We start from the raw sequence: 22967 nt of genomic DNA, 5'->3' as shown, positions 1-22967 counted from the left end.
GCCCCGGCTCCCGCGGGGTAGGGCCGTCACGACGCTCCACCAGGGCCGTTCGGCTCTAGGCGGGCGCCAGCTGAGCGGAAGACTGGGACGGTAGGCAACGCAACGGAGCGACGGAGCCCGGAGGCCGCAGTGAACGAACATGTGAACCTCTCCGCTCAGGCGGATGCCCGGCGGGATCTGCCCTCCCGCCCCTGGAGCCCGGCCGAGACGAAACGGCAGGAGCTGTTGGTCCGCTACCTGGGCGCTGTGGCGGCTGCCGCGGCCCGGCACGCGGGCTTCGAGGAGCCGCCCCCACCGACGCCGGCGGGTGAAGCCCGGCACCCCGCACCGCGGGGCGCTGCGTCCTCGCCGGCGCAGGCCGCGGCCACTGCCCGTGGGATGCCGCTGGTTCGCGACGTGATGGAGGTACCGGCCGCCTCCCTGGCGGACGACCTGCCGTACCGGGAGATCGCACGCCTGTTGGCCCGGGAAGCGGTCGGAGCCCTCCCGGTCGTGGACGCGGAGGACCACGTGGTGGGGGTGGTGTCGGAGTCGGACCTGCTGGCGAAGGTCGCCTTCGAGGCCTCCGGCCACCGGCCCGGGCGCGTCGGCAGGCTGCGGGAACGACGTCTGCACGACAAGGCCCGGGGTGAGACGGCGGCCGATCTCATGACCAGCCCCGCAATTACGGTGCTGCCCGGCTCGACCGTGGCCGAGGCCGCCTGGCTCGCCGCGCTGTCCCGACTCAAGAGGATTCCGGTCGCCGACCACGAGGGTCGGCTGGTCGGCGTCGTGGGCCGCGATGCGCTACTCCAGGTAATGATCCGGGACGACGCCGGGATACGGGCGGAGGTCGAGGCCAGGATCGAGGCCATCTGCTCGCCCGGTGACCGGGCCGCCGTGGAGGTGAGCGTGCACGACGGCGTCGTCGAGTTGGCGGGCCGGGTCATGCCGGCGACCGCGGAGCGGATCGCGGCCGAGGTCGAGGAGATCGCGGACGTGGCGGAGGTGAAGAACCTGCTCACCACGGCCTGACCACGCTCCGGCCGGCCGTCAGCCCCGCTCGGCTGCGCCAGGTTGACCCGGTGCCTGCCCTGGCCACGCTCGGCGGGAGCAGCCCCTGAGCGTGGCCCACGACGGCAGCGGTTGCGACCGTGTGTGAGCACACGTGTGCACGCGGCGCAAGTGTCATGGACGTGGCACTGATGGCGGATGTCTTCGGCGGAAGGACCGCAGCTGAGTGAAGGACCGCGCCCTCGGCCTCGGCCAGACCTCCACGGCCCGCGGTCGGCCGGTGGCCGTCCTCAGTGCTCCGCGCGCTCGCCAGAACCGTGCGGCTCCAGGTGGGAAGCGAGCACCGCCGCCTGCACCCGGCGCTGCACGCCCAGCTTGGCCAGCAGGCGCGAGATGTGGTTCTTGACGGTCTTCTCCGACAGGTAGAGGCGCTTGCCGATTTCGCGGTTGGTGAGGCCGTCGCCGATCAGGGTGAGGATGTCGCGTTCGCGCGGTGACAGGCCGGCCAGCTCGGGCGGCAGCGACGGGCTCTCCACGGGGTCGGCCCGCAGGGAACGCATCAACCGCGCCGTGGTCGCCGGGTCCAGCATCGATTGCCCCGAGGCTACGGTACGCACGGCCGACACCAGGTCAGAGCCCCTGATCTGCTTGAGGACATAGCCCGAGGCTCCGGCCATGATCGCGTCCAGCAGGGCGTCCTCGTCGTCGAATGAGGTCAGCATCAGGCACGACAACTCCGGCATCCGGTCCCGCAGCTCCCGGCAGACCGAGACGCCGTCGCCGTCCGGCAGCCGCACGTCGAGCACCGCGACATGGGGGCGCACGGCAGGGCCCCGGGCGAGCGCGTGTGCGACGGTGTCCGCGTCACCGACCACGGAGATGTCCGGCTCTGCATCGAGTAGGTCGGTCAGGCCGCGCCGGACGACCTCGTGGTCGTCCAGTAGGAACACCCGAATCGGATTCTGCTCCGTGAAGGTGCGTGTCTCGGGCATAACGGCCTCTCGTTCCCCGGGGACGGACAGACTGCGGGCCGTCCACGAGGCCGATCATCACCTGCCGGCAGGGCACACACTAGGGCCGACTGGCCCCACCCACTCCATCTCACTCCTTGGTTACCGGGGGTCACTCCATGGTCGCCGCGGAGGAGGTCGGACGGCTGTGGGGCGCGAGGTCGAACTGCACGTCCACCACGCCCTCGACGGCCCGGATCAGCCGCGCGGCCACCGGGATCAGGGCGGCGTCGCGGACCCGGCCCGTCAGCGTGACGACCCCGTCCCGTACCTCCACTTGAATGGCCGAATCCGGCAGTGGGAAGAGATACGCCACGACCTCGCGCCGGACCTCCTCAGTGATGTCGTCGTCCTCGCGCAGGAAGACCTTGAGCAGGTCGGCGCGGCTGACAACACCCTCCAGCAGCCCGGTCGCGCCGACCACGGGCAGCCGTTTGACACCAGCCCGTGCCATGATCCGGGCGGCCTCGGCGAGAGTGGCGTCGGCCCGGACCGTCACGGCGGGTGAGGACATCAGGTCACCCGCGGTGGCTGCTTCGCCCTTCGCCAGGTCGGAGGGGCGGCGCAGCCGGGTGTAGCCCTCGTCGGGAGCGTCCCGTAGTTCCTCCTTGAGCAGCAGATCGGCTTCGGAGACCACGCCGACCACCCGGCCCTCGCCTTCGATCACGGGAAGAGCGCTGACCTGCCAGTCCTGCATCAGTTGCACGACCTCCTTGAAAGGAGCCCGCCGGCCGATGGCGGCGACCGTTTGGGTCATGACATCGCTGACGACATGCGGGGTGGCATACATGATGACTCCGTAGGGTCCGCGGCGCTCTGCCGTCTCCAGGGTGTTCCGGTACGGGCGCACGGGCCAGGGGCCACCTGGCCCCCTCGGACGGGCCGTTCGGTTTCCGGCGGCCGGATTCGAAGACCTGGACACCGGTCACCCGGAGTCGGGGCGGCTGGCGGGGCCGGTCGGTCCGGCAGCGGGGGACCTGCGGCCCCTGACCGCGTGGTCACGGCGCCGCCACGCTGGAATCGGATGACTGCCCTGGAGGTGGAGACGATGCCCCGAACCGTCACCGTAGGACTCGACGGCTCGGCCGAGAGCCGCGCGGCCGCTGAATGGGCGGCGCGCGAAGCACGACTGCGCGGCCTGCCGGTGAAGATCCTGCACGTGTGGGAGCCCGTTCCCGACCCCATGGCCGAGGCACCGCTGCTCGGCGACGAGACCCATCAGTACTGGACCCAGCGGATTCCGCGTGAGTCCGTCGAATGGCTGACGCAGCGCTACCCCGGCGTCGAGGTGATCGCCGACCAGGCCACCGGAAACCCCGCCGAGGCCCTGACCGAGGCGGCCGACGCCGCCGAACTGATGGTGCTGGGCTCACGCGGGTTCGGCGGCATCAGCGGCTTCATGCTCGGCTCGGTCAGCCACTCCGTCATCGCCCATGCCGAGCGCCCCGTGGTGCTGGTCCGGGCCGGCGAGCAGGCCGCCGACGAGCACGTTGCGGACTCGGCGGGCGTACCGTCCACCACGACCTCCTTCCGGCCGGTCGTCCTCGGCCTCGACGTAGCAGTCCCCGACGACACCCTGCTGGAGTTCGCCTTCAACGCCGCTACGCACCGGGGCGCGGCGCTCCGGGTCGTGCACGGCTGGCCCCCTCCACCGGTGTTCGCGTACGGGATGTACGCCGGTTTCGACGCAGGTGGCTCCTCGGCCCGCCGTGAGGCGGCGGTACTGACCGAGGTGCTGCGCCCCTGGCGGCAGAAGTTCCCGGACGTTGAGGTCATCGAGGCGAGCCGGTCCGGTAGCCCCGCGCAGGTGCTGGTCGCCGCGTCCGAAGACGCGTCCTTGGTGGTCGTCGGCCGGCGGATCCGCACCAGTCCCTTGGGCGCCCACATCGGGCACGTCGCACACGCCGTCCTGCACCACGTCACCGCCCCCGTCGCCGTGGTCGCGCACGACTGACCACGCACGACACGACTGACGCACAGATCGAGGAGAACGTACCCATGAAGGCAGCGGTCGTCCGAGCGTTCGGCGAACCCCTGGTCGTCGAGGAACGCCCCGACCCCGAGCCCGGCCCGGGACAGGTCCGGATCCGTGTGGAGGCCTCCGGGCTGTGCCACACCGACATCCACGCGGCGCGCGGTGACTGGCCGGTCAAGCCGAATCCGCCGTTCGTACCCGGGCACGAGGCCGTCGGCCTGGTCGAGGAACTCGGAGACGGCGTCACCCACCTCACGGTGGGGCAACGGGTCGCGGTGCCGTGGCTCGGCCGGGCCTGCGGGCGCTGCGAGCACTGTCTGTCCGGCTGGGAGACGCTGTGCGAGCAGCAGATCAACACCGGGTACGGCTGTGACGGCGGGTACGCCGAGAAGATGCTGGCCTGGGCGGACTTCGCCCAGCCGGTGCCGCCTGGGGTCACGGCCGTCGACGCCGCCCCGCTCACCTGCGCCGGTGTCACCACGTACAAGGCGCTCAAGGTCGCCGGCGTCCGGCCTGCCCAGCTCGTAGCGGTTTCCGGCATCGGAGGTCTGGGCCACCTCGCCGTGCAGTACGCGAAGATCGCCGGCGCGTCCGTCGCCGCGATCGACGTCACCGACGAGAAGCTGGAGCTCGCGGCCGAACTGGGTGCCGACCTCGTCATCGACGCCCGCAAGGACGATGTCGGTCGAGTGCTGAAGGACCATGGTGGCGCGCACGCCGCGATCGCCCTCGCCGTCGACGACGCGGCGTTCGCGGCCGTCAACTCGGGGCTGCGGCGAGGTGGAAAGCTCGTCATGGTCGCCCTGCCGGCGCACGGCACCGTCCGGCTCCCGATCTTCGAGACCGTCCTGAACGGCACTTCGGTGATCGGCTCCATCGTCGGCACCCGGCAGGACCTCGCCGAGGTGTTCCAGCTGCACGCCGCCGGCCGTACCCGCGTCGTCCACGAGATCCGGCCGCTGCGGAGCGTCAACGAATCCATCAGCGACGTACTGCGCGGCCAGGTCCGGGCCCGTATCGTTTTCGATCTCGGCATGGGGTGGTGACCATGGTGGAACTGCCGATCGTCGTCGGCGTCGACGGCTCCGAACAGAGCCTGCGCGCCGTGGACTGGGCGACCGACGAGGCAGCGCTGCGCGGGGTGCCGCTCCGCCTGGTGTACGCCTCGCTCTGGGAACGCTATGAAGGCGAGCTGCCCGGCCGGGACCACGGTCGGGAGACCGAGGAGGCGTTGGCCCAGGACATCGTGGACGGTGCTGCGCAGCGCGCCCACCGCCGTCAGCCCGGCGTACAGGTCACCACCGAGGTGCTGCCGGAGGAACCGGAGTACGCACTCGTCCGGGAGAGCGGCACCGCGCTCGCCGTGGTCCTTGGCTGCCGCGGTCGCAGCGGGGTGACCGAGGCCCTGCTCGGCTCCGTCAGCGTGACCGTGGCCGGACGCGCGCAGTGCCCGGTCATCGTCCTGCGCGGCAGCCACGACAATCGTGTCCGGCCCGGGGCCCAGGACCGTGTGGTCCTGGGCGTGGCGGGAAAGCCGGCGGGCTCGGCCGCCGTACGCTTCGCCATCGAGGAGGCCGGACTGCGCGGCGTACCGCTGGAGGCCGTGCGCGCCTGGCGGCGGCCCGCGCACGTGGTCACCGGGCACCCGCTGCTCACCGGCGAGCCGGCGCATCTGCAGGAACAGGACGCCGCTGAGATGGTGGAACAAGCATTGCGGGACGCGCCGGAGAACCTGGAACTCCACCGGACGACCATCGAGGGCCACCCCCGTGACGCCCTGCTCGCTGCGTCCCGCCATGCCGGGCTGCTCGTCGTCGGCGCGCGGCGCCGGTCCGGTCACTTCGGCCTCCAGCTCGGCCGTGTCGCCCACGGAGTGTTGCACCACGCCGCCTGTCCCGTGGCGGTCGTACCCGAACCCGCTTGATCCGGCACGGCCCCCTCACCCTCCCTACCAGCCCCTTGCCCCCCGACCAGACATCAGACCTTCCGACCATCGGAGCCCCCATGCCCGAGGACGCCCGTCAGGACGCCACTGCACTGACCGACGAGGAATTGCGCAGTCTGGACGCGCATTGGAGGGCGGCCAACTATGTGGCCGTGGGTCAGATCTACCTCATGGCCAATCCGTTGTTGCGTGAGCCGTTGAGGCCGGAGCACATCAAGCCGCGGTTGCTTGGTCACTGGGGTACTTCGCCGGGGTTGAACCTCGTGTACACCCACCTCAATCGTGTGATCAAGGCGCGTGGAGTGGACGCGTTGTGTGTGTGGGGGCCGGGTCATGGTGGTCCGGCTGTTCTGGCGGGTTCCTGGTTGGAGGGGACGTATAGCGAGACCTATCCGGATGTGGCTCGGGATGCGGCCGGTTTGGGGCGGTTGTTCCGGCAGTTCTCCTTCCCGGGTGGGGTGCCCAGTCATGTGGCGCCCCAGACGCCGGGTTCGATCCACGAGGGCGGTGAGTTGGGGTACTCCCTCGCGCACGCCTACGGTGCTGCCTTCGACCATCCGGGTCTGCTGGTGACCTGTGTGATCGGTGACGGTGAGGCGGAGACGGGGCCGTTGGCCGCGTCCTGGCATTCCAACAAGTTCCTCGATCCCGTGCGTGATGGTGCTGTTCTGCCGGTCCTGCACCTCAACGGCTACAAGATCGCCAATCCGACCGTGCTCTCCCGGCTTCCCGAGGCCGAGCTCGATGCGTTGCTGCGCGGGTACGGTCACGAGCCGATCCATGTCACCGGCGACGACCCGGCGACCGTGCACCGGGCCATGGCGGCGGCTTTCGACGAAGCCCTCGACCGCATCGCGCTGGTGCAGCGCACGGCCCGCGAGGGCGGGGGCGCCGAGCGGCCCCATTGGCCGATGATCGTGCTGCGCACACCGAAGGGCTGGACCGGCCCGGCGGAGGTGGACGGGGTACCGGTGGAGGGCACCTGGCGCGCCCACCAGGTCCCGTTGGCCGGGGTGCGGGAGAACCCGGAGCACCTGCGCCAACTGGAGCAGTGGTTGCGCTCGTACCGGCCCGAGGAGTTGTTCGGCGCTGATGGCCGGCCCGCCGCGGAGGTCCTGGCGTGTGTGCCCGAGGGTGCCAAACGGCTCGGTGCCACCGCGTACGCCAACGGCGGTCTCCTCGTGCGGGACCTGCCCCTGCCGGCGTTGGACCGGTTCGCGGTGCCGGTGGACAAGCCCGGCACGACCCTGCACGAGCCGACCCGGGTCCTGGGAGACCTCCTCGAACAGGTCATGAAGGACACCTCGACCCGCCGGGACTTCCGCCTCGTGGGCCCCGACGAGACCGCCTCCAACCGACTGCAAGCCGTCTTCGACGCCAGCGGCAAGGCCTGGCAGGCCCAAACCCTCCCGGTCGACGAGCACCTCGACCGACACGGCCGGGTACTGGAGATCCTCTCCGAACACACCTGCCAGGGCTGGCTGGAGGGCTACCTCCTGACCGGCCGACACGGACTGTTCTCCTGCTACGAGGCGTTCGTACACATCGTCGACTCGATGGTCAACCAGCACATCAAATGGCTCAAGACCTCCAGAGAACTCCCATGGCGCGCCCCCATCGCCTCCCTGAACTACCTTCTGACCTCGCACGTCTGGCGCCAGGACCACAACGGCTTCTCCCACCAGGATCCCGGCTTCGTCGACCACGTCCTGAACAAGAGCCCCGACGTCGTCCGCGTCTACCTACCGCCGGACGCCAACACCCTGCTCTCCGTCGCCGACCACGTCCTGCGCAGCCGGGACTACGTCAACGTCGTCGTAGCCGGCAAACAACCCAGCTTCGACTGGCTGACCATGGACCAAGCCCGCGCCCACTGCGCCCGCGGCGCCGGCATCTGGGACTGGGCCGGCTCACCGAACACCGACGAGCCGGACGTCGTCCTCGCCTGCGCCGGAGACGTGCCCACGCTGGAAGTACTGGCCGCGGCCCAACTGCTGCGCCGGCACCTGCCCGACCTCGCCGTCCGTGTGGTCAACGTGGTCGACATGACCCGGTTGATGCCGCACGAGGAACACCCGCACGGTATGACCGACGCCGAATACGACGGTCTGTTCACCACGGACAAGCCGGTGATCTTCGCCTACCACGGGTACCCGTGGCTGATCCACCGCCTGGCCTACCGCCGTACCGGGCACAAGAACCTGCACGTGCGCGGTTACAAGGAGTCGGGAACCACGACCACGCCGTTCGACATGGTGGTCCGCAACGACCTCGACCGCTACCGCCTGGTCATGGACGTCATCGACCGCGTGCCCGGCCTCGCCGTCCGTGCCGCCGCCGTACGCCAGGAGATGGCCGACGCCCGCACCCGCCACCACAGCTGGATCCGCGCCCACGGCACCGACATGCCGGAAGTCGCCGACTGGAGCTGGGACGGCTGACCGAAGCAACCGCTGACCGAAGGAGCGGACATGCAGGAGTAGATCAGCGGCCTTCCGGTGGGCGGGAGTCAAGGAGCGGCCGGCGGTGGCGTCTGCGGGAGGGGGATGGCGGAGACCGCCCCGCCCCTGCCCCGAGTGCCGCAGGGCCTCACCCGGCGACTGGACGACACGTGCCCGTACGGTCGGGACCCGGCGGACCGCCGTCGGTGGCCGACCGTACGGATGGAGAGAGGAGGCGCATCGTCATGACGGACAACGCGGCCACGACCGGCCAGGCGGCGATGACGGACAAAGCAGCCACGAAGGGCAAAGTGCTGGTCACCTACGGAACCACCAACGGGTCCACGGCCGAGATCGCCGAGGCGGTGGCCGGCGTCCTGGGCAAGGCGGGACTGACGGCCGAAGCGCTGCCCGCCCGGTCCGTGACGAGCCTGGCGCCGTACGACGCCGTGGTGGTCGGCGGCGGGCTGTACGCAGGGCGCTGGCACAAGGACGCCCGCCGCTTCGTCCGCCGCCATCGCCGCGAGCTCGCGGCACGACCGGTGTGGTTCTTCAGCAGCGGCCCACTGGACGCTTCTGCCGCGGAGCGGGACATTCCGCCGGTGCGCGGGGTGCATCGCGCCATGATCCAGTTGGATGTGCGCGGTCACGTGACGTTCGGCGGCCGTCTGGAAGAGGGCGCCAAAGGGCGGGTGGCCCGGATGATCCTCCGCTCCGGAAAGGGCGGGGACTTCCGGGATTTCACCGCCATCGAGAAGTGGGCGGCGCAGATCGCCGGGGATCTGGCCCGCGGCTGAGGAGGCCGGGCGAAGCCCGTTGCAGTTCAACAAGCGCCGTGAACGGGCGCCGGGAACTGCGCGACCAGCCATGAACGGTCCGCGGACGACGGACGGTACGCGGTGCGGCACTTCCGGCGGAGCGCCAAGTAACGCCCGCCGTGACGTCACAGCACGGCTGTGCAGGGCACCCGGGAGTCGTGCCGTGATGTCACGGCGGGCGGTGGCCCGTCCGAAACCGACCGTCTCACCGGGCGCCGCCGTGCCGTGCTACGGACCGTGCAGGAGGCGACTGCCGCACTCGGCACGTCCGTCCTGCTGCCGTTCAGACCTTGCGTGCGGCCGGCCAGGCCAGGGCGCGGGCGATGTCGGCGACGGTGAGGATTCCGGCGACCCGGCCGCCGTCGATGACCAGGGCGCGCCGCAGGGGGTTCGCCTCCAAACGCGGAAGCAGGTCGAGGACCGGCTCCTGCGGAACGGCCGTCACCACTTCACCCAGGGGGTGCATCACCTCACGGACCGTGGTGGTCGCGCGCGCGTGCGCCGGTGCCGCGTTCACGCGCCTCAGCGTGAGTAGTCCGGTGACGGAGCCGTCCGCCTCCAGGACCGGGAACGCCGAGTGCCGGTACGAACCGAAGGGCCCTTCGGCCAGGAAGGCGGCGAGTGTCGCGGTGGCCGGGACGGTCACCGGGTCCGGGGTCATCACCCGGCTCACCGGAACCCCTTCCAGGGCGCCGCGCATCTGCGCCTGACGGGCCTCCGCGGTGGCCGCCGCGATCAGGAACCAGCCGATCAGCGCGGGCCACAGCCCGGCCAGGTTGCCGATGAACAGCAAGTCCGCGAATCCGGTCACCACCATGAACCAGCCCAGCGCTCGGCCCGCCGCCGTGGCCCCCTGGGTGGCCCGCAACCGGTCGCCGGTACGGTGCCACAGGTACGCCCTCAGCAACCGTCCTCCGTCCAGCGGAGCGGCGGGCAGCGCGTTGAACACCGCCAGCAGGACGTTGATCGCGGCCAGCCAGGCGACGGCCTCCACCACCAGCCCGGATACGTGCAGCGCGCCCAGCCCCAGTGCAGCGGCCGCGAGTACCGCACCGGCCAGCAGACTCGTCAGTGGCCCCACACCGGCGATGCGCAGTTCCGCGGCAGGCGACGGCGCCTCTCCACGCAGTCGTGCCGCGCCGCCCAGCATCCACAGGGTGATGCCCTCCACCTGGACGTCGTTGCGCCGGGCCACCACCGCGTGCGCCAGTTCGTGCGCCAGCAGCGACACGAGAAACACGACTGCGGTGAGCACGGCGAGCGCCCAGTACGCGAACGCGGAGTGCCCCGGGTGCGCTTCGGGGAACCGGCCGCGTGCCAGTGCGACCGTCACCAGGGCGACGATGACCAGCACGCTCCAGTGCAGGCCCACCCGCACGCCGCCGATCCGGCCGAGGGACAGCGTCTCCTCCATGAACCTCGCCTTCCTCCGGCTGTCACTGCGCGAACGAACGGCCCCCCGCGCAGTTCCGCATGGGCCACGTGGCCGCGAGGCCACGGAACACGATGCGCAGGCCACGGAATGCGGCCGTGGCACCTTCAGGGTGCGGCGGTGACCAGGCGGACGAGGAGGGGCCGGTCGGCTCTGACCGGGGGACGACCAGACCGGCCGGGGCCGTCTGCAGGGAGGCCGGACTCCAGAGCTGCGCTGGAGCTCGGCCTCCCCACAGACGGCGGGACGCAGGCCGGCCGGAGGCAGTGAGGAACGAAGGGACGGGCGGACGCCGGTGAAACGGACGTGTGAAGGAAAGGAACGGACCGTCGGAAATCCGGGCGTGAAAGGACGGGCGAACGGAACATGCGCGAATGCCTGGACGGGTGGCTCCCGAAACCGGGGCATCGTGGACGTACCGACGCGGGTCGGGCGCCCGCGCCCCGCGTCAGCTCGTCCGGTGGGTCCAGCGAGGTCCCACCAGTTCCCACTCCCTTTCCCAGTCGGCCGAGCGCCGACGGTCGAGCCACGCCCGCGCGAGTGCGCCCGCTCCGTACACCGGAGCGGCGAAGGCGAGGGCAGCCCCGAGTCCGAGGAGGCCGGCCTCGAGGGCGCCCTCGGCGGGCCCTGCCGGCTTCGTGAGCATGAGCTGTCCCTGGCCGTCCACCCACACCGTCACCCGGGACCCGGCCTTCAGACCGGAGTCGACCAGTGTCCGCCCGGTGTGCGCCGTACCGTCGGGGGCGAGCCAGCGAACCTCCGCCCGGACTCGGCCATCGGCCGACCAGACCGTTGGGGCGAGTGGGACGCCCGCGACAAGCACGGCCTGGACGGCGTGCTGCTCGGCACGCTGGTGCGTGAACACCGCCGCCGCGGCACGGGCCGTGACCACCCCGGCGACGGCACCGCCGACCACGATCAGTACCCAGACTGCCAGCACGATCCAGGCTTCCATGACGTCCTCGCGCCGACGCAGCGAATTGCTCCGCAGCCGCCACAGCCGCCTGTGTGCGCTCATCGGGCCCGACCTCCTCGTGGTGGCGATGCCTTCGACGCTCGCATCCGTCGGGTGGCTGCTCACAGGGGCCGACGGAACCCCGGTGGGGGCCACTCGGTACCAAGCCAGCCGTCAGCAGGAGCCGTTGGTCCCCGTCGGCTGCGACGGCAGCCGCGCATGCACCTCGAACACGCCCCACAACCCCGCCGCGCGCAGCATCCGCAGGAAACCCGCGCTGTCCGTGACCAGCCGCAGTCGGCCCCGCTTGGCCAGCGCCCGATTGCGCGCCCGGCACAGCAGGCGCAGCCCCGCACAGTCGATGAAGTCGACCGGCCGGAGGTCCAGCACCAGGTCCGGGTGCGGATGCGCGGTGAGCGCGTCGATCCGCTCCGCCAGGGTGGGTGCCGTCAACAGATCGATCTCCCCGCGCAGCGGCAGGACCGTCGTTGCGCCGGACGGACGGTGGGCTGTGACCGCAGCGGGCCTGCCGTGCTCCACAGCCGCGGGGCGCGTGTGGTTCTTGGACACGGGAAGAGCGAAGCGCAGCGCCGGGCGTGCCGGAAGGGCCGATCGGTCCTTGCGACGGGGCCGATCGGGGAACACTCTGGACCACCCGCCGTCGGAGCGCGGGGCGGGCCGGACCGTTCGGTGCCCGGCCGCGGGAACGCCGGCCGTGGCCCGCCTTCACCCACGGATCGATCGGCGCCGTCCGGCCGGGTGTCCGGGGCCGGACGGCCCAAGCGCACCCCGTCACCCCCCACCCAACCTGGAGACGCGGGGCGGTCCCGGCAGGGTGCCGGAGTGCCGAGCCACCGTGGCACAGCGACCGAAGGGGTGAGGAGCGTCATGAAAGGCTTCGTCTTCCACGGTCCCGGAGAGGCGTCCTGGCAGGACGTCCCGGACCCCGGCCTCAAGGAACCGACCGACGCCATCGTGAAGGTCGGCGCCGTGACCATCTGTGGAACGGACCTGCACATCCTCAAGGGCGATGTGCCCGAAGTGCGCCCGGGAACGGTGCTGGGCCACGAGGCCGTCGGCGAGATCGTCGAGGTCGGCAGCGACGTACGCACCGTACGGCCGGGGGACCGGGTACTGGTCTCGTGCATCACCTCGTGCGGACGGTGCCGTTTCTGCCGGGAGCAGAGCTACGGGCAGTGCCGGGGCGGCGGGGGTTGGATCCTCGGCCATCTGGTGGACGGTACACAGGCCGAGTACGTCCGCGTCCCTTACGCCGACCTGTCAGTGCATCCGCTGCCCGCCGCCGTGCGCAGCGAGGACGCCGTATTGCTCGCGGACATCTTCCCGACCGCCTACGAGGTGGGCGTGCTCAACGGGTGCGTACGGCCCGGGGACACCGTCGCCGTCGTCGGCGCCGGCCCCATCGGACTCGCGGCGATCGCCACGGCGCGTCTGTTCGCGCCGGAGCGGATCATCGCCGCCGACCTGGTACCGGCCCGGCTGGAGGCCGCCAGGCGGCTAGGCGCCGACGCGGTGGCCGACGTCCGCGAGGCGCCCGGCCAACTGGTGGCCGATCTGACCGACGGACTCGGCGCGGACGTGGTCATAGAAGCGGTGGGCCGGCCGGAGAGCTTCGAACTGTGCACCCGCATGGTCCGTCCCGGCGGTCACGTGGCCAACATCGGTGTACACGGCAAGCCGGCCACACTCGCCCTGGAAGACCTGTGGAGCAAGAACGTGACCATCACGACCGGTCTGGTGGACACCTACTCCACCCCCACTCTGCTGCGGATGGCCGCGGCGGGCCGGTTGCCGACCCAACAACTGGTCACCCATGTCCTCCCGCTGGAACAGATGGAGGAGGCCTACGACGTCTTCTCCCAGGCCGACGAGACGGGTGCCCTGAAAGTGGTGCTCGGTGGCGAACGGCACGAAGTGGCCGTTCCCGTAGCCTGATCGAGAAGGAGCGTGACGGCCATGACCGAACCGACAAGCCCGACCGGGCCGACGAGCCCGACCGCACCAGTGAGCCGGGCCGAACCGGCGAGCATGACACTGGTGACGGAGGCGCCGCACGGAGATCTGGGCCGCCGCGTGGCCGCCCGGCGGGCGCAGCTCGGGCTGACCCGGCGGCAGACAGCCGCGCGGGCCGGCATGGCCGTCGGCTATCTCCGGTACCTTGAGGAACAGCCGGGTGCCGCGCCGGGCACGGGCTCACTGATCAGACTGGCCGAGGCCCTGGAGACCACGGTGACCGAGCTGACCGGCGGTGCTGTGGACCTGCCTCCCGGCCCCGGGCGCGCCGCCCGTGAACCCCGCTTCACCGAGCTGGGGCCCGACGAGTGTCGAGCCCTGTTGGGGACACACGGGGTGGGCCGGCTGGCGGTCCCCACGGCCACCGGACCGGTGATCGTGCCGGTCAACTACAGTGTCGTCGACGGTGCTGTGGTCTTCAGGACCTCACCCGGCGCCACTCCGTCGCTCGCGGTCGGTGCGCCGGTGGCCTTCGAGGTCGACCGGATCGACGACGCGTTCAGCCGGGGGTGGAGCGTGCTGGTCCGCGGGTACGCCCGGACCGTGACGGATCCGCAGGAGCAGCACCGTTGCACGGAGGTGGCGAGCAGCGCGCCCTGGACGGGAGGAACGCGTGACCTGTGGGTGCGGATCGACTCTCCGACCGTCACCGGGCGCCGGATCACGAACTGAGCGGGGCACGAGCGCACCGGAAACTGACCGGTAGCTGACCGACCTGCGGAGACAGTGAGGCGGGGCGGCACGCGTACCGAGTACGCGTGCCGCCCCGCCTCACGCCGCATGGTCCGGAACATACGGTCCGGACCATGCGATGCACGGTCCGGAATCAGTCCTTTCCCGACCGGCGCCCAGGGGCACCTGGCGGGCCCGCCGTGAGGAGCACCCCCGTGACCAGTTCCGGGCGGATGCGGACCGCGTGATCCATGCCCTGCAGCGGCGCCCAGGTACGCAAGAGCGATCGGATGCGGGCCAGTTCGCCGGGATCGGTGACCAGGCGGGCGTATCCGGTGACCACCACGCTCCAGCCGAGATGAGTGTCCGGATCGATGGCGTCGGCCTCGTAGGCGACCACCACACCGATGCGCTCGGCCGGGCCGGACTGCGAGGTGAGGGCCACGCCCTCGGGCGTGCGGATCACTATGTCACCGCCGTCCAGGACGTGATTGACCGGGTGGACGGTGGGCAGCGCCTGCCGGGTGAAGACGATCCTCCCCAACGGCACGCTGCCCAGCAGTCGCAGCGCCTCGGCACGGTCGAGGTCGATGCGCCGGTGCGCCGGATCAGGGTGACGGATCATGGTTGGCTTCTTCGCGGGTCCATGGCTCTCTTTGTGCCGGTTTCGTTCCGCCGGTGCGTACGGTGCCGGGACGCGGGCGGAGCGACACCGCGGGGGATCGGTGCCGCTCCTGGCTTCACTGTCGGTCATCGTCTTTGCGTCCTTCCAGTGCCGTTCGGACCCTGTCGGGGGCCGGACGGCCCGATCAGACTCACCTGGTGTCGCTCGTGCCGATTCCATTCAGCGCGGCCCGGCCCGCCTCCAGACGGGCCACCGGAACCCGGAACGGCGAGCAGGAGACGTAGTCCAGGCCGACGGCGTGGAAGAAGTGGATCGACTCAGGGTCGCCACCGTGCTCGCCGCAGACGCCGGTCTGCAGCCCCGGTCGGGCTGCCCGGCCCTCCTCCACGGCGATCCGAACCAGCCGGCCCACCCCCTCGCGGTCGAGGGTCTCGAACGGCGAGGTGGCGAAGACGTCCTTGTCCAGGTAGGCCGGGAAGAAGGCGGCCTCGACGTCGTCGCGGGAGAAACCCCAGGTGGTCTGGGTCAGGTCGTTGGTGCCGAAGGAGAAGAACTCCGCCTCTTCGGCGATCCGTCCCGCCGTGAGCGCCGCACGAGGCAGCTCGATCATCGTGCCGACGGGACACCGGACCGGTACCCCTGTCTCCTCACTTACCTCAGCCAGTACCCGGGTCACCTCCTCGCGGGCGAGCCGGAGCTCCTCCACGGCGCCGACGAGTGGCACCATGATCTCCGCCCGTGGCGAGCCCCCGGCGCGGGTACGTTCGACCACCGCCTCGGCGACCGCTCGCACCTGCATGGCGACCAGGCCCGGCACGACGAGCCCGAGCCGGACGCCACGCAGGCCGAGCATCGGGTTCTCCTCGTGCATCCGGTTCACCGCGTCGAGCAACTCCACGTCGTGTGGGTCGGGCCGTCCACCACTGGCCTCGGCGGAGGCGATGCGCACGGCGAGTTGGACGCGGTCGGGCAGGAACTCGTGCAGCGGTGGGTCAAGCAGCCGTATCGTGACCGGCAAGCCGTCCATCGCCTCCAGGATGCCCGCGAAGTCCTGCCGTTGGAGCGGAAGAAGAGCCGCCAGAGCCTGCTCGCGCCCGGCGTCCGTACGGGCGAGGATCATCTCCTCGACCAACTTGCGCCGTTCGCCGAGGAACATGTGCTCGGTACGGCACAGTCCGATGCCCTGCGCCCCGAACCGCCGGGCGCGCGCGGCGTCTTCCGGCGTGTCGGCGTTGGCCCGCACCTCCAGCCGCCGCACCACGTCGGCGTGTTCCAGAGTGCGGGCGACCGCCGCGACCACACTGTCCGCCTGTTCGCCGGACTCCAGGTAACGCATGGTCGCCGAGGCGATCAGCGGGACCTTGCCCGGGTAGACCGCGCCGACTGACCCGTCAACCGAGATGACGTCGCCCTCCTCGACGACGATTCCGTCCCGGGCGGTGAAGCGCCGGGCCCCGGTGTTCACGACGAGGTCCTGTGCGCCGCAGACACAGACTCGGCCCATCCCGCGGGCGACGACGGCCGCGTGGCTGGTCTTTCCTCCCCGACTGGTCAGCACGGCCTGGGCGGCGACCATACCGGGCAGGTCATCGGGTGTGGTCTCCTCGCGCACGAGCACCACCTGCTCGCCCGCCGCGGCCCTCCGCACCGCCTCCGCGGAGTCGAACACGGCTGCACCGACCGCCGCGCCCGGGGAGGCTGGCACACCGTGGGCGAGCACGTCTCCGGCCCGGTCGGTATCGAACCGGGGGAACATCAGCCGTGCGAGTCCTTCACCGTTGACCCGGTTCAGGCCCTCGTCGACCGTGATCAGTCCTTCCCCGACCAGTTCGGCGGCGATGGCGAACGCGGCCTCGGCCGTCCGCTTGCCGACCCGGGTCTGCAGCATCCACAGAGTGCCGCGCTCGATCGTGAACTCGATGTCGCACAGATCCCGGTAGTGCCGTTCCAGCGTGCGCGCATGGTCGTGCAGCCGCTGGTACGAGCGCGGGTCCAGCCGTTCCAGCTCGGCGAGTGTCATGGTGTCGCGGATTCCGGCGACGACGTCCTCTCCCTGGGCGTTGGGCAGATAGTCCCCGTACAGGCCCGGGCGTCCGGTGGCCGGGTCGCGGGTGAAGGCGACGCCACTGCCCGAGTCGGGGCCGAGGTTGCCGAACACCATGCGCTGCACGGTGACCGCGGTGCCCAGGTCGTCGGGGATGTGCTCGCGGTGCCGGTACAGCCGGGCGCGCGCGGCGTTCCACGACCGGAAGACGGCGAGGACCGCCTGCTGCAGCTGCTGGGCCGGGGACTGCGGGAAGTCACGGCCCGTCTCGTTGCGGATCAGCCGCTTGTACGACTCCACCAGCCAGGCGAGGTCGGACGCATCCAGATGCAGGTCGTCGGGGGCCTTGCGGGCCTCCTTGAGCAGGGTCATCGCCTCGTCGAACAGGGCGGGATCAACCCCCATCACCGTACTGCCGAACATCTGGACGAGCCGACGGTAGGAGTCCCAGGCGAAGCGCTCACTGCCGGAGACCTTGGCGAGGCCGAGCACAGAGGCGTCGTTCAGGCCGATGTCCAGCACCGTCTCCATCATCCCGGGCATGGAGAACCGGGCTCCGGACCGCACGGACAGCAGCAGCGGGTCGTCCGGCTGCCCCAGCAGCCGTCCGGTCGCCGTCTCCAGGGCCGACAAGTGCCGGGAGATCTCGGCCGACATGCCCTCCGGCTCCTCACCGGTGGCCAGGAAGGCACGGCACGCCTCGGTCGTGACGGTGAACCCCGGAGGCACCGGCAGTCCCAGCCGGGTCATCTCGGCCAGGTTGGCACCCTTGCCGCCGAGTAGGTCGGCCAGGCCCCGGTCGCCGTCCCGGAAGTCGTACACGTAACGGACCATGGCGGCACTCCTCAGGTGTGCGGTCTGTGCGTACCGTTCCAGCGTCGGCCGGTACCGGACCGCATGACGAGGTGCTCTCCGTCCCTCCGGCTGGGCCGACCGGCCCCGGCCCTCCCACGGGTGGGCAGGGTCCCCCGGCCCACCCGTGGGACGTGCCGTCGCCGGTCCGGGACCGATACGGTGGGGGAGACCCCGGCAGGCGCCGAGGTCAGGGTGCGACGGGAGATCTGGAGGGACGTGGTGGCAATCCCGGAGGAGCCCCGCGTGCGATTGCCGCAGCTGCGGCTCGACGAGCTGCTGGAGGAGTTGCAGGCTCGGCTGGATGCGGCCCGCGGCACCCGAGACCGGGTGCACAGCCTCCTGGAGGCGGTTCTGTCCGTGGGGCGCGAGCTGGACCTGGAACACGCACTGCACTCCATCGTCGAGGCGGCCGCCGCGCTCGTGGACGCCGAGTACGCCGCCCTCGGCGTCATCGGCCCCGACGGCAGCACCCTGACGGCCTTCCACACCGTAGGCGCGACCGACCAGGACATCGCCGCGATCGGCCATTTCCCCGAGGGCCACGGCATCCTGGGCGAGTTGATCCGCCATCCGGCGCCGCTCCGGCTGTCGAAGCTCTCCCAGCATCCCTCGTCGTACGGCTTCCCACCGAACCACCCGCCGATGAACAGTTTCCTCGGCGTCCCCATCCGGGTCCGGGGCCAGGTCTTCGGCAACCTCTACCTGACCGAGAAGCGCGGGGGGCTGGATTTCGACGAAGAGGACGAGGCGGTGTTGTCGACGCTGGCCGTCGCGGCCGGCGTAGCCATCGACAACGCCCGTCTCTACGAGGAGTCCCTGCTGCGTGAGCGGTGGCTGCTGGCGAACGCGGAGATCAGTCACAGCCTGATGTCCGGTAGCGAACGCGCCGAGGCGCTGGACCTGATCGCGGAACGGGCCCGGGAGATCACGGGATCGGCCCTGGCGGCGGTGGCGATGCCCATGGCGGACGCACCGGCCCTCGGCGTGGAGATCGCCGTGGGGGCGGAAGCCGACGCGCACCGGGGTCTCGTGCTACCGCTGGGGGAGAGCCTGATGGGTCTGGCCTTCTCCGCCGCTGCTCCGGTCAGCAGCGATGACGTGAACAGCGACGCGCGGGTCGCTCCCGAGCCCCCGCGTTTCCGCGGGCTCGGCCCCGCTGTGGCTGTCCCGATCGGTACCAGCGAGGGGGGCGTCCGAGGCGTGGTCCTGGTGGCCCGGGAAGCCGGCCGGCCGGTTTTCTCGGCGAAGGAGACCGAGATGCTGCAGGGCTTTGCCGCCCAGGCTGCGATCGCGATGGAACTGGCCGAGCGCCGGCAGGATGCCCAGCAGATCGCGCTGCTGGAGGACCGCGACCGGATCGCGCGGGACCTGCACGACCTGGCCATTCAGCGGCTGTTCGCTACCGGCATGACCTTGCAGAGCGCAGGTCGCTTCATCGAGCACTCCGAGGCGGCCGAACGGGTGTTGCGGGCCGTGGACGACCTCGACGAGACGATCAAGATCATCAGGTCGACGATCTTCGGACTGCGGACCAGGGAGGGCGCCGCCGGAACCGGACTGCGGGCGCGGATCGTCCGGATGGTCGGCGAGGCCACCCCCGTGCTGGGCTTTGCCCCCAGCGTGCGCATGGAGGGACTGATCGACACTGACGTGCCGTCCGAGATCGCCGATCACATCGTGGCGGTGCTCTCCGAGGCCCTCACCAACATCGCCCGGCACGCCCACGCCGACCGGGCACAGGTGGTGGTCACGACGGACGGCCGTGAGGTGTGCCTGAAGGTTTCGGACAACGGCGTGGGCATCCCGCCCGACGGGCGCCGCAGCGGGCTGCGGAACATGGCCGAGCGGGCGGAGTCGCTCGGCGGGCGGCTACAGGTGTCCGGGGCCGGCACAGGAGGCGCCGAGGTGGAATGGAGGGTCCCGCTGCCCGCCGACCACGGGCACCAGTAGTCGCTGAGCGCGGCTCCCCTGTCATCGGCGTGCGTGGCGATGACCGTGCCGGGTCCTGCGCCGCCGTACACGGCCAGGTCGGCGCCTTCGCGGTACGGGACCGAGAAGGCGATGGGTGTCGCCGAGCAGGGGGCAGGGCCGGCGGGGCAGGGGGTCGGGGCCACTCGGCCCATGCCCGGAACGGCGCCGTGGCAGCAGCCTGAGAGTGTCCGACGACGACACCGACGCCCTTGGAGGACGCCATGAACGGCACTCCGGCCCTCGTGAACGACGTGATGACCCACCGGGTCGTCGCCCTGCGCGCGGGGGCTTCTTTCAAGGACATCGTGAAGGCCATGCGAGAGTGGCGGGTCAGCGCCCTCCCGGTCCTGGACAGTTCGGGGCGTGTCGTCGGTGTGGTCTCCGAGGCAGACCTGCTGCCCAAGGAGGAGTACCGGGACGGAGACGTCGGGCGGTACGGACAGGTGCAGCACCTCGCGGAGGTCCGCAAGGCGAACGCGGTGACCGCGGCGGAGCTGATGACGGCCCCGGCCATGACCGTGGCACCCGATGCCACCGTCGGCCACGCCGCGCGCATCATGGCGCGCACCAGGGTCAAGCGGTTGCCAGTCGTCGGCCGCGACGGCACTCTGAAAGGCATCGTCAGCCGTTCCGACTTGCTGAAGGGCTTCCTGCGGGACGACGAGGACATCGCCGAGGAGGTCCGGCACGAGGTTGTGGCACGACTCTTCGGCATGCACACCGAGGCCATCAGGGTCGAGGTGCTCGACGGTGTCGTCACGCTTGCCGGCCGGGTCCGTGAAACGGTCCTGATCCCGCTCGCCGCCCGCCTCGCACGGGCCGTGCCGGGCGTGGTCGACGTGCGGTGCTCGCTCACTGGGCCGCGCCGACACCCGGACCTCGCCCCCGACCTGCCGGACAGCGACCCCGCCCGCCTGCCCTGAGCGGAGTCGCGGGCACACGAGAGGGGCGCCCACGATGACACGGACACCTGCAGCGACCGTCACCCACCCGTGGCTGTGGCGTTGGCGGCGGAACCCACTCAAGCGCCACAGTGATGTGGTCGAGGCCTGGATCGTGCTGGTCACCTGGGTGCTCGCCACTTTCGCCGCCGTTGTCGCAGGTGTGGTGACGGCCGGAGCGGCAGGCCAAGGCTTCTCGGCCCGCGCGGCCGGGGTGCACTCCGTGTCCGCCGTACTGACCGACGACGCGGCGAAACCTCCGGCCACGGGCAGCGGATCGCGCGACGGGCGCGAGTGGGCCACCGTGCGCTGGACGGATGCCCACGGCTCCGTGCACACGGATCAGGCGAGGGTCTTCCCGGGCGCCCCCGCAGGAACCCGGGTCACCGTGTGGACCGACCGCGCGAATCGGGTGGTGCCGGCGCCCATCACTGGTGCGGCAGCGACGGGCGAGGCCGTGGGCACGGGTGTGCTCGTCGCCGGGCTGGCCGGGACCGCGGTCCTGGTGGCGGGACGGGCGGTCCGCGGGGGACTCCTCAGGCGGCGCCTGGCTGAGTGGGACAAGGAGTGGAATCAGGTCGGACCCCGCTGGGGGAACCTGAACAGCGGGGGAACCTGACCGGCAGCGCGGGGGCTCGCCCAGACGGCGGGCTTGTCGAAGGGCCCAATGGCGAAGGGATCAACCGCGAGGTCTTCTTCACCACCGACGTTCACCGACGGGGAGGCTGCCTGGATGCGGCATGACCCGCCTGGAGATGAGGCACGGCGGGTCGACGATGGTACGAGTGATGCCCTCGCCCACGAGCCGGTTGGTGGACGCCCCGGTTGGGCGGACGTCAACCGGGGCGTCCACTCCCGGGAGCGCCGGGATTCCGGACCGTGGATCTCCTGCCCCCCCGAGCTCGGTCACGTCACTCCACACCTGACGCCGTGAGCCGGCAGTCCACACCCACCACACCCTCCACGCCCCGTACCAGGCGGGCGGCGAGCGGAATCCGGGTGGCGTCCTGGACCCGGCCGGTCAGGGTCGCGACGCCATCGGTGACGTCGATGTGCACAGGTTCGACGGGAGCCGGGAAGAGCACGTCGACGACGTCCCGCCGTATCTCGTCCGCGAGGTCGTTGTCCGGACGCAGGAACACCTTGAGCAGGTCCCCGCGGCTGACGACTCCTTCGAGTACTCCCTCGGCGTTCACGACCGGTAGGCGCTTGACGTGTCTCAGCGCCATGATGCGGGCGGCTTCGGCGAGTGAGGCGTCGGCGTGGACCGTGACGGCCGGCGTGCTCATCAGCTCCTCGGCGGCGACGGCCCCGGCCTTGGCCAGGTCGGGCAGTCGGCGCAACTGAGTGAAGCGATCGGGATCGCTGTCGCGGAACTCCTCCTTCGGTAGCAGATCGGCCTCGGACACCACACCGATCACCCGTCCGTCGCCTTCCAATACGGGTAGGGCACTGACCTTCCACTGCTCCATGCGTTCGACAATGTCCTTGAACAGGGCCTTACGGCCCACCGCGACGACGCCGCGCGTCATCACGTCGCTCACCTGTTGCGGACTGCTGCGCATGCTGTCCTCCTCGGAACGCCGCCGAGCCGCCGACGTGGCCATCAGCCCAGACCGCCGCTGCCGTACGGGGCGTAGAGATCGAGCAAGCGGACCCGGGAGGAGTGCAGTCGCTGGGCAACCACGAGTCCAACCCAGAATGCGATCGCCCGGCCGAACTCGGGATCCTCCTCGCACATGGCGCGCACGGGGGCGGCGTCGAACTCGTAGGCCCGTACCGGGCTCATTGCCTCGGCGCCGAGCTGCCACAGGTAGGGCGGGTAGTGCCAGGACCAACCGATCAGTTCGCCGTGCCCGAGCGTCTCGATGACAGCGCGACGGCGACCGGGAACATGCAGGTCGAGGGCGACCGTGCCGGTGCGCACGATCCAGAAGCGGTCGGCACGCCGACCCTCCTCGAACAGGCGGGTGCCGGCCTCGAAGGAGACCTCACGGGCGAGGGCCATCAGCCGTTCACGGTGCTGGGCCGGCAGAACTGTGGTCATGGTGGTCGCGGAGGTCATCGCACCGACTCCCTTCGTAGCTGTTCCTACCAGCGTGGACGCGTCAGGAGCTGGTCGCCACGGGCCGCTCGGGCCTGCCTGAGGGCCCCTTGGCCCCAACAGACAACAGCGGCGACCGCCCCGCACGCCTGGCGGGAGGGCTGTGGGGGGGGGAAGGCTGCACGGGCCTCGGGGCCGTGAGCTCCGCTGCT

The 22967-nt window shown here is 71.1% G+C and carries 20 protein-coding genes; 11 read left to right on the top strand and 9 right to left on the bottom strand.

Annotated elements, in window-relative coordinates; all coding sequences use genetic code 11:
• Positions 1 to 129: 129 nt before the first annotated feature.
• Positions 130 to 1014, top strand: a complete 885-nt coding sequence (locus tag LK06_RS00200) for a CBS domain-containing protein (RefSeq protein ID WP_039652394.1) — start codon at positions 130 to 132, stop codon at positions 1012 to 1014.
• A 269-nt stretch (positions 1015 to 1283) separates the two neighbouring features.
• Here the strand turns inward: LK06_RS00200 and LK06_RS00195 are convergent, their stop codons facing one another.
• Together LK06_RS00195 and LK06_RS00190 are read right to left on the bottom strand one after the other, a co-directional pair.
• A complete protein-coding gene (locus LK06_RS00195) occupies positions 1284 to 1985 on the bottom strand; it encodes a response regulator (RefSeq protein WP_039652396.1) in 702 nt (233 codons plus the stop codon).
• 130 nt (positions 1986 to 2115) lie between these two features.
• Positions 2116 to 2793 (bottom strand): CBS domain-containing protein, encoded by a 678-nt coding sequence (locus LK06_RS00190; RefSeq protein WP_039652446.1) that lies wholly within the window; start codon positions 2791 to 2793, stop codon positions 2116 to 2118.
• A gap of 258 nt (positions 2794 to 3051) precedes the next feature.
• Between LK06_RS00190 and LK06_RS00185 the strand changes: the two genes are divergently transcribed.
• The 5 genes from LK06_RS00185 (at position 3052) to LK06_RS00165 (ending at position 9161) form a co-directional block, all read left to right on the top strand.
• Positions 3052 to 3957, top strand: a complete 906-nt coding sequence (locus LK06_RS00185; protein ID WP_039652448.1) for a universal stress protein — start codon at positions 3052 to 3054, stop codon at positions 3955 to 3957.
• 44 nt (positions 3958 to 4001) lie between these two features.
• Complete coding sequence (locus LK06_RS00180) at positions 4002 to 5024, top strand: zinc-dependent alcohol dehydrogenase (protein ID WP_043434283.1); 1023 nt, start codon at positions 4002 to 4004, stop codon at positions 5022 to 5024.
• A gap of 2 nt (positions 5025 to 5026) precedes the next feature.
• Positions 5027 to 5902: a universal stress protein gene (locus LK06_RS00175; protein WP_174673790.1), complete on the top strand. Its 876-nt coding sequence runs from the start codon at positions 5027 to 5029 to the stop codon at positions 5900 to 5902.
• 80 nt (positions 5903 to 5982) lie between these two features.
• Positions 5983 to 8364: a phosphoketolase family protein gene (locus LK06_RS00170; RefSeq protein WP_086082966.1), complete on the top strand. Its 2382-nt coding sequence runs from the start codon at positions 5983 to 5985 to the stop codon at positions 8362 to 8364.
• Positions 8365 to 8645: 281 nt separating this feature from the next.
• Positions 8646 to 9161 carry a flavodoxin domain-containing protein gene (locus tag LK06_RS00165; protein ID WP_039656376.1) on the top strand — a complete coding sequence of 172 codons (516 nt, stop codon included), beginning with the start codon at positions 8646 to 8648 and terminating at the stop codon, positions 9159 to 9161.
• 304 nt (positions 9162 to 9465) lie between these two features.
• Here LK06_RS00165 and LK06_RS00160 read toward each other — a convergent pair whose 3' ends face one another.
• The 3 genes from LK06_RS00160 to LK06_RS00150 form a co-directional block, all read right to left on the bottom strand.
• Positions 9466 to 10596 (bottom strand): site-2 protease family protein, encoded by a 1131-nt coding sequence (locus LK06_RS00160; RefSeq protein WP_052319030.1) that lies wholly within the window; start codon positions 10594 to 10596, stop codon positions 9466 to 9468.
• 466 nt (positions 10597 to 11062) lie between these two features.
• Positions 11063 to 11632, bottom strand: a complete 570-nt coding sequence (locus tag LK06_RS00155; RefSeq protein WP_039656368.1) for an Rv1733c family protein — start codon at positions 11630 to 11632, stop codon at positions 11063 to 11065.
• A 111-nt stretch (positions 11633 to 11743) separates the two neighbouring features.
• Complete coding sequence (locus LK06_RS00150; RefSeq protein WP_052270214.1) at positions 11744 to 12109, bottom strand: STAS domain-containing protein; 366 nt, start codon at positions 12107 to 12109, stop codon at positions 11744 to 11746.
• Positions 12110 to 12457: 348 nt separating this feature from the next.
• Here LK06_RS00150 and LK06_RS00145 point away from each other — a divergent pair, with 348 nt between their 5' ends.
• Together LK06_RS00145 and LK06_RS00140 are read left to right on the top strand one after the other, a co-directional pair.
• On the top strand, positions 12458 to 13525 hold the full coding sequence (locus LK06_RS00145; RefSeq protein ID WP_039656366.1) for a zinc-dependent alcohol dehydrogenase family protein: 1068 nt from the start codon (positions 12458 to 12460) through the stop codon (positions 13523 to 13525).
• A gap of 21 nt (positions 13526 to 13546) precedes the next feature.
• Positions 13547 to 14275: a helix-turn-helix domain-containing protein gene (locus tag LK06_RS00140; RefSeq protein WP_078859028.1), complete on the top strand. Its 729-nt coding sequence runs from the start codon at positions 13547 to 13549 to the stop codon at positions 14273 to 14275.
• Positions 14276 to 14429: 154 nt separating this feature from the next.
• Here the strand turns inward: LK06_RS00140 and LK06_RS00135 are convergent, their stop codons facing one another.
• The gene (locus LK06_RS00135; protein ID WP_039657254.1) at positions 14430 to 14900 is read right to left on the bottom strand and encodes a pyridoxamine 5'-phosphate oxidase family protein; all 471 of its coding nucleotides are present in this window, start codon (positions 14898 to 14900) and stop codon (positions 14430 to 14432) included.
• A gap of 190 nt (positions 14901 to 15090) precedes the next feature.
• Entirely contained in the window at positions 15091 to 17778 is a 2688-nt protein-coding gene (ppdK, locus tag LK06_RS00130; protein WP_039657256.1) for a pyruvate, phosphate dikinase, read from the bottom strand.
• Positions 17779 to 18018: 240 nt separating this feature from the next.
• Between ppdK and LK06_RS00125 the strand changes: the two genes are divergently transcribed.
• The 3 genes from LK06_RS00125 (at position 18019) to LK06_RS00115 (ending at position 21330) form a co-directional block, all read left to right on the top strand.
• Positions 18019 to 19749, top strand: a complete 1731-nt coding sequence (locus tag LK06_RS00125; protein ID WP_039657350.1) for a GAF domain-containing sensor histidine kinase — start codon at positions 18019 to 18021, stop codon at positions 19747 to 19749.
• A gap of 242 nt (positions 19750 to 19991) precedes the next feature.
• Positions 19992 to 20693 carry a CBS domain-containing protein gene (locus LK06_RS00120; RefSeq protein ID WP_039657258.1) on the top strand — a complete coding sequence of 234 codons (702 nt, stop codon included), beginning with the start codon at positions 19992 to 19994 and terminating at the stop codon, positions 20691 to 20693.
• 34 nt (positions 20694 to 20727) lie between these two features.
• Positions 20728 to 21330 (top strand): Rv1733c family protein, encoded by a 603-nt coding sequence (locus LK06_RS00115; protein WP_039657259.1) that lies wholly within the window; start codon positions 20728 to 20730, stop codon positions 21328 to 21330.
• 292 nt (positions 21331 to 21622) lie between these two features.
• Here LK06_RS00115 and LK06_RS00110 read toward each other — a convergent pair whose 3' ends face one another.
• Together LK06_RS00110 and LK06_RS00105 are read right to left on the bottom strand one after the other, a co-directional pair.
• A complete protein-coding gene (locus LK06_RS00110; RefSeq protein WP_039657261.1) occupies positions 21623 to 22276 on the bottom strand; it encodes a CBS domain-containing protein in 654 nt (217 codons plus the stop codon).
• A gap of 41 nt (positions 22277 to 22317) precedes the next feature.
• Positions 22318 to 22776 carry a Crp/Fnr family transcriptional regulator gene (locus tag LK06_RS00105; protein ID WP_039657263.1) on the bottom strand — a complete coding sequence of 153 codons (459 nt, stop codon included), beginning with the start codon at positions 22774 to 22776 and terminating at the stop codon, positions 22318 to 22320.
• Positions 22777 to 22967 lie beyond the last annotated feature (191 nt).

The sequence above is a fragment of the Streptomyces pluripotens genome (genome assembly GCF_000802245.2).
Classification (GTDB): Bacteria; Actinomycetota; Actinomycetes; order Streptomycetales; family Streptomycetaceae; genus Streptomyces; species Streptomyces pluripotens.
Note: the sequence above shows the minus strand (reverse complement) of the source record. Positions and strands in the feature narration are given on the sequence as shown.

Bases quoted from the DNA above. Each gene is read 5' to 3' on its own strand.
- LK06_RS00115 (WP_039657259.1), top strand. From the start codon at position 20,728: ATGACACGGACACCTGCAGCGACCGTCACCCACCCGTGGCTGTGGCGT.
- LK06_RS00180 (WP_043434283.1), top strand. From the start codon at position 4,002: ATGAAGGCAGCGGTCGTCCGAGCGTTCGGCGAACCCCTGGTCGTCGAG.
- LK06_RS00145 (WP_039656366.1), top strand. From the start codon at position 12,458: ATGAAAGGCTTCGTCTTCCACGGTCCCGGAGAGGCGTCCTGGCAGGAC.
- LK06_RS00195 (WP_039652396.1), bottom strand. From the start codon at position 1,985: ATGCCCGAGACACGCACCTTCACGGAGCAGAATCCGATTCGGGTGTTC.
- LK06_RS00170 (WP_086082966.1), top strand. From the start codon at position 5,983: ATGCCCGAGGACGCCCGTCAGGACGCCACTGCACTGACCGACGAGGAA.
- LK06_RS00175 (WP_174673790.1), top strand. From the start codon at position 5,027: ATGGTGGAACTGCCGATCGTCGTCGGCGTCGACGGCTCCGAACAGAGC.
- LK06_RS00140 (WP_078859028.1), top strand. From the start codon at position 13,547: ATGACCGAACCGACAAGCCCGACCGGGCCGACGAGCCCGACCGCACCA.
- ppdK (WP_039657256.1), bottom strand. From the start codon at position 17,778: ATGGTCCGTTACGTGTACGACTTCCGGGACGGCGACCGGGGCCTGGCC.
- LK06_RS00190 (WP_039652446.1), bottom strand. From the start codon at position 2,793: ATGTATGCCACCCCGCATGTCGTCAGCGATGTCATGACCCAAACGGTC.
- LK06_RS00110 (WP_039657261.1), bottom strand. From the start codon at position 22,276: ATGCGCAGCAGTCCGCAACAGGTGAGCGACGTGATGACGCGCGGCGTC.
- LK06_RS00165 (WP_039656376.1), top strand. From the start codon at position 8,646: ATGACGGACAAAGCAGCCACGAAGGGCAAAGTGCTGGTCACCTACGGA.
- LK06_RS00120 (WP_039657258.1), top strand. From the start codon at position 19,992: ATGAACGGCACTCCGGCCCTCGTGAACGACGTGATGACCCACCGGGTC.
- LK06_RS00155 (WP_039656368.1), bottom strand. From the start codon at position 11,632: ATGAGCGCACACAGGCGGCTGTGGCGGCTGCGGAGCAATTCGCTGCGT.
- LK06_RS00105 (WP_039657263.1), bottom strand. From the start codon at position 22,776: ATGACCTCCGCGACCACCATGACCACAGTTCTGCCGGCCCAGCACCGT.
- LK06_RS00135 (WP_039657254.1), bottom strand. From the start codon at position 14,900: ATGATCCGTCACCCTGATCCGGCGCACCGGCGCATCGACCTCGACCGT.
- LK06_RS00160 (WP_052319030.1), bottom strand. From the start codon at position 10,596: ATGGAGGAGACGCTGTCCCTCGGCCGGATCGGCGGCGTGCGGGTGGGC.
- LK06_RS00185 (WP_039652448.1), top strand. From the start codon at position 3,052: ATGCCCCGAACCGTCACCGTAGGACTCGACGGCTCGGCCGAGAGCCGC.